The following is a 16214-nucleotide window of genomic DNA, read 5'->3' as shown; positions in this document are numbered from 1 at the left end:
AATCTATGAACAATTCAATTGGTTTTTCAAAACAAAAGTCAAGAATCATTCAGATATCTGCATTTTTTCTGATGGCATCTTTGGGAACCATTCATGCACAGTCAATCAAAGGAACCGTTGTAGGCAAAACAAACGGAGCACTTCCGGGAGCCAATATTTCAATTGTAGATGCAGATGCAAAAGCAGTTTCAGCATTAGACGGAGATTTCAATCTTCTTTCACCAAAGTTGGGAGAGATCAATCTAAAAGTAGAGTATATCGGATATGAAACAAGAATTTTCCCGATCACTATAAAAGAAGGAACCAACGATATTGGCTACATAACGATTGCTCCTGAAGAAAAAAAGAGCAAGGAAAAGGTAAGCGATATTCAGCAGGTTGTCATTTCAAGACCGAATGCTTTAACTCAGGCTAAAGCGTACGAAATCAAGAAAAACAACAACGCCATCATGGAAGTAATTGCAGCTGATGCTATTGGAAAACTTCCGGACAGAAATGCTGCAGAAGCCGTACAAAGAGTTCAAGGGGTTGCTGTAGCAAGATATCATGGGGAAGCGGATCAAGCAACCGTAAGAGGAACTCCTTTTTACTGGACATCGGCTCTGTTTAATGGAAACAGATTGCCAAGTGCCAATGTAATGGGAAACAGATCATTTGTTTTGGATGTAGTCCCATCTGAATTGATTCAGTTTGTACAGGTTTCAAAAGCTGTCACTCCGGATATGGATGCTGATGCAATTGGTGGAAGTATCAATTTTATTACCAGAACTGCGCCTGCAAGAAAAACATTAAGTGTGAGTGGAGCAGGTGGTTATAACACCTTTTCACACAACGGAACTTATAATGGTTCAATTGTTTATGGTGACCGTTTCTTCAAAAATAAGTTAGGCGTAATTTTATCAGGAGCAATTTGGGACAGACAATGGGGAGCGGATGCTTTTGATGTGACCTATAACACCGGATTATCCAATGATACAGAACGTAAGTCAATCAATACAGTGATGATGAAGCGTTATATGGGTACCAGAAGAACAATTGGAGTCAACGGAGGTTTAGAGTATAAATTTAATGCGAATAACAAAGTATATTTCCGTGGAATGTACAATAAGTTTGATGACATACGTCCGGTATACGAATCGTATGTAGATTATACCAATAAGAGGTATCAATACAATTTCAGATATTCTCATTATCAGACCGAACTATACGGAATGGAATTAGGAGGAGAACATACATTGGCTCCAAAATTAAGCTTAGACTGGATGGCAAGTAATTATCAGGCAAATTATTTCTTAGATACTCCATCTACCAATGATACTAAAGGACTTCCTATCGCTACTTTCAGACAGAAAATTAATGGTGGGTTTAATAATTTAACCAATGGAAGAAGATATTGGGGCTTTGATTCTCCTACTGGAACAGGAGGTAATTATTTAGACTACAGTTCAGATGTTACCAATCCTTCAGAAGTAATGAGTGCCGATAAATTATTACTTTCTCAATTGGTAATTGCAAAATTGGATAACAATGAGCGAGACAAAATTGCAAGGGTAAATTTAAAATATGAATTGAATCCTAGTATTACTTTCAAAGTAGGAGCAAAATACAGAACAAAACAAAGAAACAGCACTTACGGATATAATCAGGTGTATGTTCCGACTACAGCCAATTTATTAAGCTTATCTCAATTGTCTACCGAAGCAGCTCCAACAGGAACTCAGTTTTTAGGAGGAATGAATAATAATTTAGATGCTTATATTATGAATCCACCAACGAAAGGGCAACTTTTTGATTTGTTTTCTCCAGGATTCTTATCCCAAAATAATTTCAAAGATTATTCTAGTGCAGCAACTAATGCAACAAGCGTTTACAATGGTGAAGAAAATGTAATGGCAACGTATGCAATGGCAGAAATAAAAGCATCTGAGAATTTTAAAATTATCGGAGGTTTTAGAAATGAATCTACAAGATTATCATTGTATGGTTCTAAATCTACCTCACAAGGTATTTCCCCTTCAACAGTGGAAAGTAATTACAATGCTTTCTTACCTATGTTGCACATGAAATATAATTTTACGCCAAAAGCTAATGTAAGATTTGCCTATACAAGATCGTTTGTAAGACCAAATTTTGGAAGTATGTCTCCGGGAGTGAGTATTGATAATACGGGAGGTACAAATACAATTACACAAGGAAACCCGGATCTAAAACCTACATTCAGTGATAACTTCGATTTGATGGGAGAATATTACTTCGACAACATCGGTCTTCTTTCCGGAGGAGTGTTCTATAAAAAAGTATCGGATGTTATTTTTGATGATGCTTCTATGATGGATATCAATGGAACCAACTATCTGGTGAAGCAGGCTAAAAACCTTAATGATGCAAATTTAGTGGGCTTTGAAGCAGGAATCAACAAACGTTTCGATTTCTTACCTGGTTTTTTTAGTGGCTTCGGAGTTGAATTCAACTATACCTATATTGATTCAAAGGTGGATGTTCAAAGAACTGACGGTAGTTTAATTTCTGACAGAACCACATTACCTAATCAGTCTAAAAATATGTTTAATGCCATTCTGTACTATGAAAACAGTAAGTTAATGGTTCGTCTTGCAGCTAATTACAGAGGTAAATCTGTAGAATCTATTAACCAGCAATTGGGAAGTCAGTATTACATCTGGTCTGATAAAAACTTTACGGTAGATTTTTCTGCGAGCTACGATATCTCTAAAAAAGTTAAGCTATTTGTAGAGTTAAACAACATCAACAACGAAAGTTTAAGACAATACATGGGAGATAACAAACAAAGAATTACTTCTCACGAATGGTATGGAAGCAGAGGACAAATAGGTATTCGTTGGCAAGTATTTTAATCTAAAATCTTATTATAAAAATGAAAAAAATAATTTTAACATTGGCAATCGCTACATTAGGAGTTTCAGTACATGCACAGATAAAAGACAGCGCAAGACGTGTCGTAAAGATGGAAGGTGCATACAATTTCAGAGATACAGGAGGGTACAAAACCACTGACGGAAAAGAGGTAACATTAGGAAAAGTATTCAGAAGTGATGCGATCGACAAATTATCTGATCAAGATTTAAAAACTTTTAAAGATAAAAAGATCGTAACCGTAGTAGACTTCAGAGGAGTGGAAGAGGCAAAAAAAGCACAGGACAGACTTCCTGCAAACACTTCTTACATTCTTTGTCCGGCAGGAAGCAATAATCTTCCTACCGCTCAGGATATGGCAAAATTTTTAAAAGACAAGAACTTCCTGTTTGACATGTATGGAGAAGGAGGATTGCCTTATTTTGGAGAAAGATACAGAACCTTATTCGTTCAGTTATTAACCCTAAAACCGGATGAAGCATTACTTTTCCACTGTACAGGAGGACGCGACAGAACCGGAATGGCATCCGCTTTATTCTTAAATATTTTAGGAGTTCCTCAAGATGTCATTGAAAGTGATTATGTTGCTTCAAATTATTACTTGGCTAAAAATCCTACCATGAAAGGAATGTATTCCGGACTTTCAAAAATGTCTGGATTAACAGAAGCCGAAATCAAACAGCAAATGGAACTAAGACCTGAACTGATCAGAAATTTCTTCGCTGCCATTAATAAAAAATACGGAAGCGTAGAAAACTTCTTCCAGGTTGAAATGGGAATCGGACCGAGAGAAATTGCAGTTTTAAAACAAAAATACCTTAAGTAATAAATTGTGAATCGTCATTTTGCCTTGCTTGGTCATATTTAAATTTTATTTCAAATTTACTATACTTTCAAACCAAAATGGGCAACTGACTATTTTTCAAACCCCTAGTTAGATTTTTATTAAGATAAGCCGTGTAGAATGTTCTCACGGCTTATCTATTTTCAGAAGCTTTCAGATTAAAACTTTTCTGCAAGTCACTCCACGCTCCACCGTTATAGACATTTTTAAAGCCTTTTTCTTTTAAAATACTTTCTACTTTTACACTTCGCAAACCATGCGAACACACCGTGATATAGGTTTTATCAGGATCAAGTTCAATATATCTTTCTCTGATCGTTCCCAGAGAGATATTCTGTGATCCCGCAATATGCCCCGTTTCAAACTCTTTTTCCGTTCTTACATCCAGAATGATGGCTCCGTTTTTAATTAGTTTATCCAAACCGTCATCAAGCGTCTGATATTTGTATACACGATACACTATATAGATCAGCAAAGCGATTCCGCAAAAAATCAATATATTTTTCATAGTTTGCTCAATATTTTTTTGTCAATATAAAATGTCCCAAACGGAATAAAACACGCTAAAAGCACTTTCCAGGTGGTCTCTTTAAACTTCCAGTTCTGCTCAATCCCAACGCTTAACGTATTGAATAAGAACAGGAGAAATAAAGAACCGTGAATAGGCCCCATCATCTTTACAAAAGCCGGATTATCAAACCCATATTTCATGGGAACGGCGATAAATACTAAGGTTAACAAAGAAATCCCTTCAAGAATCGCAATGATTCTTAAACGCCCGATTTTGGTTTTAAATAAATCAATCATAATTATCTGAAATAAGGTCTGTTAGCAAGAGGGGAAAACGGCCACGGAATGGCAATAAAGATGATGAGTAAAGCAATCAGAAAGTAAATCAGCATGGTTTTAAACCTCTCTTTATCAGTTTCTTTTCTTTTTGAAACGGCTGATCCGATGGTAATTAAAATAATCGAAAACAACATCAGGAAAATATGAATAAGCCCGAAAAACAAAAGATCAAAAGATTCTTTCGCTTCGTTGAAATTCTTCCAAAAGTATTTAATAATCGGACTTTGAGAATATAAGGTAATCCCCAACACCAGCTGAATATGGGCAATGGTTGCCGTCCAGTGTCTCACAGAATTATCCGTATTTGAAAATACTTTATTAGAAAAATAGCCTTGATACGCTCTGAAAACAGAATAAAATAAACTCAATACAACCAGCCATCGAAAAGTGGAATGCAGAAAGGTAAGTGTCTGATACATCATCAAATTTTTATGAACAGGACAAAGGTATGATAAAAACATACTAATCAGTATGTTTTTAATTAAAAAAATTATTTCAACGTATCAAAATAAGACTTAAGTCCTTTTAAATAAACAAGATAAACAGATTTTGAATTTTCCAATTTTCCTAAATTCCGTACTCCCCAATAGCCGGATAAGACAAAAATGGCTACTTCTTTTGCGTTCACATCTGCTTTTACAATCCCGGTTTCTTTTCCTTTTTCAATAGAATCAATCATGGTGCTTTCCCACTGCTGAGAAAGATGGTTCAGAGCTTTTGTAAATTCAATATTCCAGGGAGCCATTTCCTGCGTAAAATTGGAAGCAGGACAACCGTATTCAACCTTTAAATTTTCGTTTTCGATCAATAAATTGTACATTAATTCATAAATCGCATCCAACGGATTTACAACCGATTGAAAAGGTTCAATAAAAGTATTTTTGAATTTGGGGATCATGAGTTCATTGATGATCGCCAAACCCATTTCGTCTTTGGTTTTAAAGTGATAATAGAAAGCCCCTTTCGTCACCTGGGTGGTGGCAATAATCTCATCTACACTGGTCGTTTGGTAACCATTGACGTAGATAAGCTCAAAAGCTTTTTGGAGAATATTGAGACGGGTTGCTTCTGATTTTTTCATAAAATACCAGTTGGTCTTTTTTACAAAGGAACGATATTTTAAGGAAGAAAAAAAGAGCTGTCCGGAAACAGCTCTTTTCTGATGATACATTTAAGGGATTATTTTTTCCGCTCTCAGCTTTTCAAATACATCAAGGAAAGATCTTTCCGTATTCTGATATTCACTGAAACCTAAATTTCGGCTGTTGGTCATATCACACATCACTTCCAGAGGTCTTCCCAAATCAAGATCTGTATGCCATGCTGAAGATAACCTATTTAGATTTTCTTCCTTTAACTGATATTTGTGGGCAATATTCTTCCAGATTTCCTGATCATTTTCCATTTCTTTTTCCAAAGGCCTGATCTGATCTTCAAATCCTGTCGCTTCAATTCCAAACCAATCAGCTAATCTCTGCCAAAGCCATTTCCAACGGAATACATCTCCGTTTGCAATATTAAAAGCCGTATCTTTTGCTGATTCTGTAGTAGAAGCCCAAACCAATTGCTTAGCTAAAATTCTGGCGTCTGTTACATCTGAAATTCCGTTCCATTGCTCGGAAGATCCGGGCCAGATGAACTTTCTTCCGGTTTCTTTACAGATACTTGCATACACCGCCAATGTAGAAGCAATATTCATCAGGTTTCCGATTGCGTAACCCACTACAGTATGCGGCCTGTGAACACTCCACGTAAAGCCATCTCTTTCTGAAGCTTTATAGACTTCATCTTCCTGAGCATAATAAAAATTAGGCAACGGAAGTCTAGGATGTTCTTCTCTCACAGGAGTTACAGGCAGTTTTCCTTCTTTTGCATAGGCTTCGAACGGGCCTAAATAATGTTTCAAACCTGTTACCAAAGCAACATGCCGTACCGACTTTTTAGGGGATAAAACATCTAATAAGTTTCGGACTAATGCACTGTTTACACGAATGTTTTCCTCTTCCGTATCATTTCTCATCCAGGTAGTAAAATAAACATGAGTAGGAGAGATGCCTTCCAAAGCGCTTTCCAGACTTTTAACGTCCAATAGATCTGCTTGTATAGGAATCAAGTTTTCAATGGCGTTATTCGGATTTCTAGACAGTCCATACGTTGTCCAGCCTTGTGAAATCAGTTCCTGGGCAAGATTGCTTCCTGTAATTCCGGTAGCTCCGACTACCAGTGCCGTATTTTTGTTTTCCATAATGGTAAAAATTTATTTCACAAAATTATGGTGAGAAGCAGGCTGAAATACTTGACCTAGATCATGTGTTTCTATTGATCTGGATCAAGTTTATTGAGTAGAGATCTTTTTACGGATTCTGCTTACCGTTTCGGGCGCCAATCCGAGAAAAGAAGCAATAAGATTGTGTGGAACCCGCCGGATAACTTCAGGGTTTTTCTGTGCAAATTGGGTATATTTTTCTTCAGCTGTAAAACTATTGGAAACAATCAGCCGATAATCTTTCGTGACCAGACTGTTTTGATATAAAATCCTGAAATAACGGTCCATGACAGGAATGGTAAGCATCAGGTTTTCATATTCTTCACGGGTGATCATCAACAGCTCTGTTTCTTCAATAGCATCAATATTCAATACAGATTTTTCCTGATTGATAAAGCTGTTGAAATCTGAGATCCACCAACCTTCAAAAGCAAACATATTGATGTGTTCATTCCCTTTTTCATCCATAAAATAAGACTTTAAAAGGCCTTTACTTACAAACGAAAGACATTTGCAGATCTCTCCTTCCTGCAGCAAATATTGCTTTTTACGAAGTTTTTTAAAGGTGAAAAACGACTGCAGTTCTTTTTTCTGTGCTTCCGTTACATCCACCTTATTCTGAATATGGGAAAGGAGAGTCTCAAACATGAGGAAAATATTTATTCAAAAATACTATTTTTCAAAATCATAAAAATTCAAGCCCACTTCTTCATTTTTCGTCTTAACAACTTTCGTATTTAACGGATAAAAAATAAACTCGGCTGCTCCACGAATTTTCGCATCCAGAAGATGACCTGCCAAAGCAGTATAATCTTCTCTTCCTAATGTAATGTGTAAATGCAACATGGGTTTTCCTTCTACTTCAGAGACGTTTCCTGAAATATTCGTCACTTCCATCTGTTCTTTAAATGTTTTATCGACATAAGATTTGGTAGATGGAGTGAAGAAGCGTAGAGTCGCTTCATTTACAGCTCCGATTCCGGTAACTTCACCTGCCTGAATGTGCTGATTGTTTACAAAATCGCTTAATGATTCTACAATACTGGCTTTATCCTGTACACTGACAATATATGTGTTATCAACTTTTCTGGCTGACCAGTTTTTTCCTTTAAAATTCTGTGCGTTCATAAGATGGGTTGTTAAGATGAATAGTAATAAAGTTTTCAGAATATTTTTCATTGAATGTTATTTTCAGGTTTATATTTTTCATAAAACCAAAACAATCCGAACAGATAGAACGAATGCAATAACTGTGCTTCAATTGCCGACCAGTTTTCAATGGAGCAGCTTCCTAAAATCAAAATACTCATGACAGTCAAAGCTCCGTACAGCGTATATTTTGTTTTGAAATTAACCAGTAACAAAATACCTAGAATGGCTTCTGCAACAGGCAAAAGATAACTAAAAGGTACAATTAAAGCTGTCGGAATTGCAGATTTCTCCATACTTGTAACCATCCATTCGCTGAATGTCTGAAGTTTTGGCAAACGAACCAAGCCGTGCCCCAACAACGAAACCGCAACCGGAAGCCTCAGAAAAAAGAAAGCCGTTTTAAAATCTTTCATATTTAATATTTTTTATGGGTAAAATAGAACTTCTAACTTTTTACCTAGCCCTTTTTACCTAAAAACTGAATAATTCCAATCACATCCTGTTTTCCAAAACCTTCATCATGAGCCGACTGGTAAGTTTCAATCAAAGTTTTTGATAAAGGAAAATCTGCTCCGGCATTTTTTGCCAGTAAGATGTCTTTTAACATTAAATCCAATGCAAAAGCCGGATCATAATTATCTTCAATCAGTAATGGCGTTTTCACTTTTGTAGCACCGCTTCCGCTTGCACTTTCGTTGATGATTTCCAACATATCTTTTCTTTCAATTCCCAATTTATCTGAAAACAGAATGGTTTCTGCCAATCCCTGATAAATGGTTGAAATAAAATAATTAACGGATAATTTGGCAGCAATTCCTTTTCCGTTTTCGCCCAAATGCTTGATCGTTTTTCCTAATTTCTGAAGGTAAGGTTCTGCACGTGTAAGATCTTTTTCTTCACCACCTACCATAATAATCAATGTTCCGTCTGCCGCAGGTTTTGTACTTCCCGCAACCGGTGCGTCAATAAATCCGGCTTCTTTTATTTTCACAGCATTTGAGATTTCACTGGTCGCTTCCGGAGAAATCGTACTCATATCTACAAAAAGTTTACCTGTGATATCCTGGTTTAAAACTTCTTCATACACAGCTTTTACCGCAGTGTCATTTGTAAGCATGGTGAAAATAACATCACTGTTTTTTACCACTTCAGAAACGCTATTATAAACAATTGATTTTTCTTTAAAATCCTCAGCCTTTTCTATGGTTCTGTTAAAAACAGAAAGCTGAAAACCTGCTTTTTCCAAATTTTTAGCCATCGGATGTCCCATATTTCCGAGCCCGATAAAGCCTATTTTTTCTGTATTCATTTTTTCACTTTAAATAAATTACTTGATATGAGTATAAAAATCAGGAGTAGGATTTAAACTTTTATTCTGCCACTGATGCCAATACGGATAAATAGGAGGGACTTCGCTCGCTTTGTCCAGCTTTTCAACCTGTTCCCTGGTAAGATTCCAGCCTACTGCCTCTAAGTTTTGTTTTAATTGTTCTTCATTTCTGGCTCCTATAATGATACTTGAAACCGTAGGACGCTGAAGCAGCCAGTTGAGTGCAACCTGAGCTATATTTTTACCCACTTCAGCAGCAACTTCTTCCAGAGCATCAATGGTATTGTAAAAGATCTCTTCCTGAACCACAGCTTCCGGAACAGGACTTCCTCCCTGTGCAATACGGCTGTCCTTCGGAATCGGTTTGTTTCTTCCGTATTTTCCGCTCAGACGTCCGGATGAAAGGGGAGACCAGACAATAGCTCCTACATTCTGATCTAATCCGAGAGGCATCAGTTCCCATTCGTACTCACGGTTGGCTAAAGAATAATAGACTTGGTGTGCAATATATTTGCTCCATCCGTATTTTTCTGAAATTCCCATCGATTTCATCAAATGCCAACCTGAAAAATTAGATGCCGCAATATAACGGACTTTTCCGCTGGTTACTAATTCATCAAGAACTTTCAATGTTTCTTCGACAGGAGTATTTCCGTCGAATCCGTGCATATGATAAATATCTATATAGTCTGTCCCTAACCGTTGTAAGCTCCCTTCAATCTGTTTCAGAATATGTGCTCTTGAAGAGCCCTGATTGAGCGGATTTTCGCCAAACGTAAAAGTCGTTTTGGTAGATAAAATAAGTTGATCCCTTGGAATTCCCTCTATGGCTTTTCCGAGAACGATCTCAGATTTCCCATTGGAATAAATATCGGCCGTATCAAATAAATTGACTCCGGCATCCAAACAGATATTAATCAGTCTTTTGGCTTCATCAGCCTGAGTGCTTCCCCAAGCTTTAAAGAAATCGCCTTCACCGCCAAATGTGGCAGTTCCGAAGCTTAGAACAGGAACCTTTAGTCCTGATTTTCCTAAAAATCTATATTCCATTTTTTCTTTTTTTTATTGACTTTTCAGTTTTTTCATAAATTCCATGATTGCAGGTCTCAATTCCTCGAACAAGGGATGTTGCTTATTTTTGATCATCACTTCGGTAAAAAGCTTTAATCCTAAAGCAAATTCATGGGTCGTATTTTCGTCTTGAAAGATTTTCTTCGACTGTATTACTTCAAAAATATGAAATAGACTGTCGTGATTTTCAAAATCTAATTCTAAGGTTTTACCACCTTCCGATCCGTCTTTTAATGATAATTCCTGAAGGGTAAGATGGTATTTATTGTTTCTTTTTTCCATAATGGTAAAGTTAAATCTGAATGATCAATTTGTTGTTTTTCAATGTCAATCATTCAGATTTTTAGCTTAAAAATTATTAACTAACTCGTTTATCGTGCTTATTTCTTTTTTGCTTAAATTAATTTCAACAGCTTTTGCATTCTGAACGGCCTGTTCCGCATTTCTCGCTCCGGCTAAAGCAATGGTAATTCCCGGTCTTTCGATGGTCCAGCGCAACACCAACTGTCCTAAAGTAGCATTGTGTGCTTCTGCGATTGGTTTTATCTGATCTAAAAGTGCATTGGTCCTTTCAATGAATTCAGGCTGGAAATGCTTGTGGCTTGCACGGTGATCTCCTTCCTGAAACTGATACCCGTTATGAATTTTTCCGGTCAGCAAACCTCTTTCTAACGGACTGTACGCCAGAATTGATTTATTATTTTCGATACAGTATGGTACCGTTTCTTCTTCAATTCCACGGTTCACCATACTGAAAGGAATCTGATTGGAAACCAAATTCAACGTTTTCTCCGCTTCTGCCATTTGTTGCGCATCGTAATTGCAAACCCCTGCAAAACGTACTTTTCCCTGCTCAATCAGTCTGGAAACAGCTTCGAAAGTCTCATCAATCGGCGTTGTAGAATCGGGCCAGTGAATCTGATAGAGATCGATATAATCTGTTCCTAATCTTTGTAAGCTCTGTTCGCATTCATAAATAATGCTTTCTTTTCCTGCATATTTATAGACATCAATATCCTTTCCGTCATTATTTTTACTGTGCATGGCAAAATCACCTTTTGCGAGATCCCAACGCATTCCGAATTTTGTCAGGATCTGAACCTTGTCACGGGAAATCCCTTTGATGGCTTCTCCTACAATTTCTTCGCTCGTTCCCTGTCCGTAAATCGGAGCGGTATCAATGGAAGTTACTCCCACGTCATAAGATGCTTTGATGGCTTCAACAGCTTCATTTCTATCTGTACTTCCCCACATCCAGCCTCCTGCAGCCCAAGCTCCAAAAGTAATTGCTGATATTTCTAAATTACTGTTTCCTAATTTTCTGTATTCCATAATTTTAATTATTCTTTATTTAACTTTTTTCCCGGCTTTATATACAGAGACTATTTTTCTTGTGTCTTTAATACTTTTTGCAGGATTACCGTCAACTACGATGAAATCTGCTGTTTTTCCGGCCTCAAGAGTTCCGAAATCCTTATCAATTTTTAAAGCTTTTGCTGAGTTTTTTGTTGCCACCGTTAAAGCCTGAAGAGGAGTTAATCCTGCCTCTGTCATAAGCTGTAATTCCAAATGTTCTGAAAAGCCTTGTGCTCTTAAAGGCATCGCTCCACTGTCTGTTCCCATTGCTACCAAAATTCCTGCATCAAAAATCTTTTTAAGATTTTGCTTAGCAATTTCAAAAGCTTTCATATTCTTTGTAAAATTCGGAGAATTCTTAAGATCGTTCTGATATTTTTTAGAAGTAATCATTTCGTAAACACCCGGTTCAAGGGAATTTTTAAAGAAAGGATCATTGATCCATTCCGGTTTTTTGGCATAAATAAAAGCAAACTCATCCAGAGAAAGGGTAGGAATATAGACAATTCCTTTTGCTTTCATCTGAGCCAGAGTAGTATCGTCAATGACTTCACTTCTAATACTGTGTCCTATAATATCAATACCATCCGCAACTAATTTTTTCAGATCAGAAAGGTAATAAACATGAGCAGCAACTCTCAGATTTCTTTTATGTGCTTCTTCAATGATCGCTTTATAGATTTCAGGCTTGATTTTAATGTTGTATTTTCCGTTAAAATCATCCACCCAAATCTTTACAACTTCCGGACTTCCTTTTGCCAGACTGTCCATTTCAGAAGGAATCTGAGCTACAGAAGTCGGACGGAAAACTTTATCCATCGCAAAATCGAGTGGTGGAGCTCCGTTGGCAACTCCGAAACCATATCCTGCAGAATGAATTCTTGCCCCTTCAATTTCTCCTTTTGCAGATCGGTCTCTCAAACCGCTTTCAAACAAAAGAGGGCGATCTGTTCCCATCACCATGACATTCAATACTCCGTAATCCTGGTATTTTTTTAATTGTGAAAGAATATTTTCTTCCGTATAGTTTTCAGGTTTTGTAGTGGTTCCTTTTAAAGTACCGATATGGGAATGTGCAGAAATCAAAGCAGGAATAATGGTTTTTCCTTTTAAATCTACTGTTTGAGCATCTTTATCTGAAATATCGTTACCTATCTGGGTAATTTTCCCGTTTTTAACTAAAATTTTGGTATTTTCAATGGGATTTCCTCCGTTTCCATCTATTAACCGGACGTTTTCCAGCAATAAAACTTCATTTGAAGCCTCCGTATTTTCTTTATTTTTCTGATTACAGGAAAGAAGTAAAAAACTGGCCAATAGAGCTCCTGATATTTTGGTTAGCATCTTCATATCTTAAGTATTTTGGGTTGTTGTAAAACTGAAATAGGGACAAGAATAAATACAACCGGAAACTTTATTTAGAGAATAATCTTTTCGGTCTATACAAATTTTGTCAAAAAAATCCATTTTAAGGTTGTAAAAATCATTTAACATATTGTAACTTTAGGGTATGAAACGAAAACAGTTCGAGCCTTTGGAGATTGATGTTTTTGAAACATCTGTTTATCCTTTTCCCAATCATAGTCATACCTATTATGAAATGATCTACATCTTCAAAGGATGCGGAAATCATTATTTTAATAAATTGGTGATTCCTTATAAATCCGGAGATCTTTATTTGATTTCTCCCGAAGACGAACATTTTTTTGAGATTAAAAAATCCACTAAGTTTTGTTTCATCAAATTCAATGACAGTTATTTTGAAACCAATAAGCACCTTTCACCGGACAATCTTACCACCACTTCTCCGGTTAATATTATGCGGAATCCTTTGTTAAAGGAAGAAAAACTGAGCTTTGATGAACCCTGCAAGACGATTCTGAAAAAAACAGTTGAAAATATTATTGAATATAACAGATTTCACAAAGTTTCGGATTCTCCGATTATGTTTTTCCAGATTTTATCTCTGTTTGGATTAATTCGTGAAGCGTCTGCAAAGTTTTTAAATATTAATGTAGAAAGCGGAACGATTAAAAAAGATGATCTCATTTCCTACATTCATCAAAACATTTACAGTCCGGAACTTATAAGAATCAATGTCATTTCTAAGCATTTTAATATTTCAGACACTTATTTTGGTGCCTATTTTAAAAGAAATTTTGAAGTTTCTTACCGGAAATATATCACAGATTATAAATTAAAATTAATTGAAAGAAGGATTCAGGCAGGACAAATGACAATGAAGCAGATCGCGTTTGAATTTGGTTTTACCGATGAAAGCCATTTGACCAATTATTTTAAAAAGCAACTGAACATTAATCCTTCCGATTATAAATTTCAGCATACTTCATAAGTTGATGTAAAACGAATTTTTCTTTGTTACAATTTTTAAAATCGATAAAACTTACGGAAATTTGCAAAAAATAAATCAATGAAGGTAATAGATTTTGAGCGTTGGAACAGAAAGGAACATTTTGAATTTTTCTCGAGCATGAAAAGTCCATATTTTGGCTTTACAACAGAAGTTGACTGTACAAAGGCATATGATTTTGCAAAGGAAAAAAGGGAGTCTTTTTATGCGGTTTATCTTTATAAATCAATGGTCGCGATCAATACAGTAGATGAGCTGAAGCTCAGAATTGTAGATGGAAACGTAGTCTTATATGATGAGGTTCACGTTGGAGGAACCATCGGAAGACCAGATGGAACATTTGGATTTTCATTTTTTCATTATTCTCCGGATTTTGAAACTTTCAATGCAAGTTTACAGGAAGAGATACAGTCTGTTCAAAATTCTACAGGGTTAGGAATCAGCAATGATGTTTTACCGATCAATCACATCAGACATACTACCATTCCGTGGAATTCTTTCAGTGCCATCTTACATCCGACCAATTTTGATCCTAAAGAATGTATTCCGAAAATTGCCTTTGGAAAATTCAGCATCAGAAACGGAAGAAAATTCATGCCGGTGTCGATAGAAGCTCACCACGGATTAGCAGATGGTCTTCATCTTGCAAAATATATTGAAGAGTTTCAAAGACAGCTGGATCTTTAAATAGTAACCACAAAAGTCACAAAAGATTTAGATAGTATTAAAGTTTATTATTAAACTGAAAAAGAACATAGAAGTCTTTAAAAATCTCTGATTTTTATTCTTTGAGAACTTTTTACTATCTAACTATTATCTTTTTTACAAATAACTTTTGTGGCTTTTGTGGTTGAATAAAAAGTTTAAACCCGTTTATTGCTATTAAGATTTTTCATTTTTAGGAATATTGTAGTCTTCATTAAACAGGTGATTTGGTTTCAGATACACTACATTATTCTGAAAATCAAGAATCGTATTAAAACGCTTCAGAACTTCACCTCCTAAAAAATTGGTACTAAAACCTGCAGGCTGATTATATGAATTGATCTGAGCCGGAACGTTTTTCAATACATATTTCCCAAATATCAATTTCTCATTAAGTATCGTTTCCATAGGAATGGCGTCTTTATTTGAGTTATACATCACCGTTTTTGCGATTACAGGTAAATCTGCTTTCGGATAACCGCTTTTTGTAATTAAAGCATTATCGAATATTAATGTTCTTTGGAACCCGGAATCAAATAAGAATCTGTTTTTATATTTTTTATTATTGACTTCCATTTCTACATTGATGCAGAAGTGTTCTTTCATCAGTTCCATTTCAAATTTTTCATAGTCTTTGCTTATTTTAGGACGTTTAGAATGAACAACAATGATATTTTTATCATAATCTATTTCTACAACCTTACCGTCAAAAGCACTCCAGCCAAACATTCCGTCGCAACCATGTCCGGTTGTTTCGATCGGATAAATTTGCTGATGTTTCCATTCCAGGTTTCCTACAGTAAAATCATTATCACTGATGTCTTTCATGGTTAATTTTTGTCCGGTCGGATTCAGGTATTTTTTAATCGCATCTTTTATCAGATAAAAACCTGTTGCTCCAGTATCAAACATTAAATCAACATCATCTTTATGATTAAGTTTTCCTTTAAGCTTTATGTTATTCTGCTCTGTAAGAACGAAGGAAAGAGTATCTCTCTGAACAGGTTTTACTTTAGAAAAATTTTTGATCTCCGGACTTTCAAATCGGGTAAGACAGGAATCTTTTCCATTAAGCAGAACGATAAAATCGAACTTTTCATTGGGTTTCAACTTGACTTCAATAGAATCTATATCAGTTTTTAGTTTTACACTTTTAAATTTTACATTTTTCCCTGTAGTATAGGTGTCTGGTTTTATTTTAGGATTTAAAAACCAGCTCGTTTTTATTTCATTATTTTCCGTTATCGTTACCTCTTGTGTGTTAGAATTTACAACCAATAATTGTTTCTGGGAAAACACTAGAGTAGAACTTACAAGGAGAAGAGCAGATATGGATAATTTCATTTTATGATTTGCTTAATTTTTCACAAATATAAAC

At 35.8% G+C, this 16214-nt stretch carries 18 protein-coding genes; 4 read left to right on the top strand and 14 right to left on the bottom strand.

Annotated features, from left to right (window positions below; translation table 11 throughout):
- Nucleotides 1-5: 5 nt before the first annotated feature.
- Together RM51_RS09800 and RM51_RS09795 are read left to right on the top strand one after the other, a co-directional pair.
- A complete protein-coding gene (locus RM51_RS09800; protein ID WP_039368374.1) occupies nt 6-2873 on the top strand; it encodes a TonB-dependent receptor in 2868 nt (955 codons plus the stop codon).
- Between the two features lie 20 nt (nt 2874-2893).
- The gene (locus RM51_RS09795) at nt 2894-3718 is read left to right on the top strand and encodes a tyrosine-protein phosphatase (RefSeq protein ID WP_039368371.1); all 825 of its coding nucleotides are present in this window, start codon (nt 2894-2896) and stop codon (nt 3716-3718) included.
- Between the two features lie 151 nt (nt 3719-3869).
- Here RM51_RS09795 and RM51_RS09790 read toward each other — a convergent pair whose 3' ends face one another.
- The 13 genes from RM51_RS09790 to RM51_RS09730 form a co-directional block, all read right to left on the bottom strand.
- Nucleotides 3870-4244, bottom strand: coding sequence for a rhodanese-like domain-containing protein (locus tag RM51_RS09790; protein ID WP_039368369.1), 375 nt, complete (start codon nt 4242-4244; stop codon nt 3870-3872).
- Nucleotides 4241-4543, bottom strand: a complete 303-nt coding sequence (locus tag RM51_RS09785; RefSeq protein WP_039368366.1) for a DUF3817 domain-containing protein — start codon at nt 4541-4543, stop codon at nt 4241-4243. The genes RM51_RS09790 and RM51_RS09785 overlap by 4 nt, the downstream gene beginning before the upstream one ends.
- 2 nt (nt 4544-4545) lie before the next feature.
- The gene (locus RM51_RS09780) at nt 4546-5046 is read right to left on the bottom strand and encodes a hypothetical protein (protein ID WP_228375804.1); all 501 of its coding nucleotides are present in this window, start codon (nt 5044-5046) and stop codon (nt 4546-4548) included.
- A 29-nt stretch (nt 5047-5075) separates the two neighbouring features.
- Nucleotides 5076-5666 carry a TetR/AcrR family transcriptional regulator gene (locus RM51_RS09775; protein WP_039368805.1) on the bottom strand — a complete coding sequence of 197 codons (591 nt, stop codon included), beginning with the start codon at nt 5664-5666 and terminating at the stop codon, nt 5076-5078.
- A gap of 90 nt (nt 5667-5756) precedes the next feature.
- The gene (locus RM51_RS09770; protein WP_039368364.1) at nt 5757-6830 is read right to left on the bottom strand and encodes an SDR family oxidoreductase; all 1074 of its coding nucleotides are present in this window, start codon (nt 6828-6830) and stop codon (nt 5757-5759) included.
- A gap of 90 nt (nt 6831-6920) precedes the next feature.
- Nucleotides 6921-7499, bottom strand: coding sequence for a Crp/Fnr family transcriptional regulator (locus RM51_RS09765; RefSeq protein WP_039368362.1), 579 nt, complete (start codon nt 7497-7499; stop codon nt 6921-6923).
- Nucleotides 7500-7523: 24 nt separating this feature from the next.
- Entirely contained in the window at nt 7524-8030 is a 507-nt protein-coding gene (locus tag RM51_RS09760) for a PPC domain-containing DNA-binding protein (RefSeq protein WP_228375803.1), read from the bottom strand.
- A complete protein-coding gene (locus RM51_RS09755) occupies nt 8027-8416 on the bottom strand; it encodes a MauE/DoxX family redox-associated membrane protein (protein WP_039368359.1) in 390 nt (129 codons plus the stop codon). The genes RM51_RS09760 and RM51_RS09755 overlap by 4 nt, the downstream gene beginning before the upstream one ends.
- A 44-nt stretch (nt 8417-8460) precedes the next feature.
- Nucleotides 8461-9312 (bottom strand): NAD(P)-dependent oxidoreductase, encoded by an 852-nt coding sequence (locus RM51_RS09750; protein ID WP_039368357.1) that lies wholly within the window; start codon nt 9310-9312, stop codon nt 8461-8463.
- A gap of 18 nt (nt 9313-9330) precedes the next feature.
- Entirely contained in the window at nt 9331-10383 is a 1053-nt protein-coding gene (locus RM51_RS09745; protein ID WP_039368354.1) for an aldo/keto reductase, read from the bottom strand.
- A 12-nt stretch (nt 10384-10395) separates the two neighbouring features.
- Entirely contained in the window at nt 10396-10686 is a 291-nt protein-coding gene (locus tag RM51_RS09740; protein WP_039368351.1) for a DUF3861 domain-containing protein, read from the bottom strand.
- A gap of 66 nt (nt 10687-10752) precedes the next feature.
- Nucleotides 10753-11736, bottom strand: coding sequence for an aldo/keto reductase (locus RM51_RS09735; protein WP_039368349.1), 984 nt, complete (start codon nt 11734-11736; stop codon nt 10753-10755).
- Nucleotides 11737-11751: 15 nt separating this feature from the next.
- Nucleotides 11752-13110: an amidohydrolase family protein gene (locus tag RM51_RS09730; protein WP_039368347.1), complete on the bottom strand. Its 1359-nt coding sequence runs from the start codon at nt 13108-13110 to the stop codon at nt 11752-11754.
- Between the two features lie 160 nt (nt 13111-13270).
- Between RM51_RS09730 and RM51_RS09725 the strand changes: the two genes are divergently transcribed.
- Nucleotides 13271-14113, top strand: coding sequence for an AraC family transcriptional regulator (locus RM51_RS09725; RefSeq protein ID WP_039368344.1), 843 nt, complete (start codon nt 13271-13273; stop codon nt 14111-14113).
- 78 nt (nt 14114-14191) lie between these two features.
- Entirely contained in the window at nt 14192-14818 is a 627-nt protein-coding gene (locus tag RM51_RS09720; RefSeq protein ID WP_039368342.1) for a chloramphenicol acetyltransferase, read from the top strand.
- Nucleotides 14819-15013: 195 nt separating this feature from the next.
- On the opposite strand, the gene RM51_RS09715 is transcribed toward RM51_RS09720, so the two are convergent.
- Nucleotides 15014-16180 carry a pepsin/retropepsin-like aspartic protease family protein gene (locus RM51_RS09715; protein ID WP_039368339.1) on the bottom strand — a complete coding sequence of 389 codons (1167 nt, stop codon included), beginning with the start codon at nt 16178-16180 and terminating at the stop codon, nt 15014-15016.
- Between the last annotated feature and the right edge of the window lie 34 nt (nt 16181-16214).

This window comes from Chryseobacterium taiwanense, assembly GCF_000813825.1.
Classification (GTDB): Bacteria; Bacteroidota; Bacteroidia; order Flavobacteriales; family Weeksellaceae; genus Chryseobacterium; species Chryseobacterium taiwanense.
This window is presented reverse-complemented; position numbering and strand designations above follow the sequence as displayed.

Bases quoted from the DNA above. Each gene is read 5' to 3' on its own strand.
- RM51_RS09770 (WP_039368364.1), bottom strand. From the start codon at position 6,830: ATGGAAAACAAAAATACGGCACTGGTAGTCGGAGCTACCGGAATTACA.
- RM51_RS09725 (WP_039368344.1), top strand. From the start codon at position 13,271: ATGAAACGAAAACAGTTCGAGCCTTTGGAGATTGATGTTTTTGAAACA.
- RM51_RS09775 (WP_039368805.1), bottom strand. From the start codon at position 5,666: ATGAAAAAATCAGAAGCAACCCGTCTCAATATTCTCCAAAAAGCTTTT.
- RM51_RS09720 (WP_039368342.1), top strand. From the start codon at position 14,192: ATGAAGGTAATAGATTTTGAGCGTTGGAACAGAAAGGAACATTTTGAA.
- RM51_RS09800 (WP_039368374.1), top strand. From the start codon at position 6: ATGAACAATTCAATTGGTTTTTCAAAACAAAAGTCAAGAATCATTCAG.
- RM51_RS09755 (WP_039368359.1), bottom strand. From the start codon at position 8,416: ATGAAAGATTTTAAAACGGCTTTCTTTTTTCTGAGGCTTCCGGTTGCG.
- RM51_RS09730 (WP_039368347.1), bottom strand. From the start codon at position 13,110: ATGAAGATGCTAACCAAAATATCAGGAGCTCTATTGGCCAGTTTTTTA.
- RM51_RS09715 (WP_039368339.1), bottom strand. From the start codon at position 16,180: ATGAAATTATCCATATCTGCTCTTCTCCTTGTAAGTTCTACTCTAGTG.
- RM51_RS09760 (WP_228375803.1), bottom strand. From the start codon at position 8,030: ATGAAAAATATTCTGAAAACTTTATTACTATTCATCTTAACAACCCAT.
- RM51_RS09785 (WP_039368366.1), bottom strand. From the start codon at position 4,543: ATGATTGATTTATTTAAAACCAAAATCGGGCGTTTAAGAATCATTGCG.
- RM51_RS09745 (WP_039368354.1), bottom strand. From the start codon at position 10,383: ATGGAATATAGATTTTTAGGAAAATCAGGACTAAAGGTTCCTGTTCTA.
- RM51_RS09750 (WP_039368357.1), bottom strand. From the start codon at position 9,312: ATGAATACAGAAAAAATAGGCTTTATCGGGCTCGGAAATATGGGACAT.
- RM51_RS09765 (WP_039368362.1), bottom strand. From the start codon at position 7,499: ATGTTTGAGACTCTCCTTTCCCATATTCAGAATAAGGTGGATGTAACG.
- RM51_RS09740 (WP_039368351.1), bottom strand. From the start codon at position 10,686: ATGGAAAAAAGAAACAATAAATACCATCTTACCCTTCAGGAATTATCA.
- RM51_RS09790 (WP_039368369.1), bottom strand. From the start codon at position 4,244: ATGAAAAATATATTGATTTTTTGCGGAATCGCTTTGCTGATCTATATA.
- RM51_RS09780 (WP_228375804.1), bottom strand. From the start codon at position 5,046: ATGTTTTTATCATACCTTTGTCCTGTTCATAAAAATTTGATGATGTAT.
- RM51_RS09735 (WP_039368349.1), bottom strand. From the start codon at position 11,736: ATGGAATACAGAAAATTAGGAAACAGTAATTTAGAAATATCAGCAATT.
- RM51_RS09795 (WP_039368371.1), top strand. From the start codon at position 2,894: ATGAAAAAAATAATTTTAACATTGGCAATCGCTACATTAGGAGTTTCA.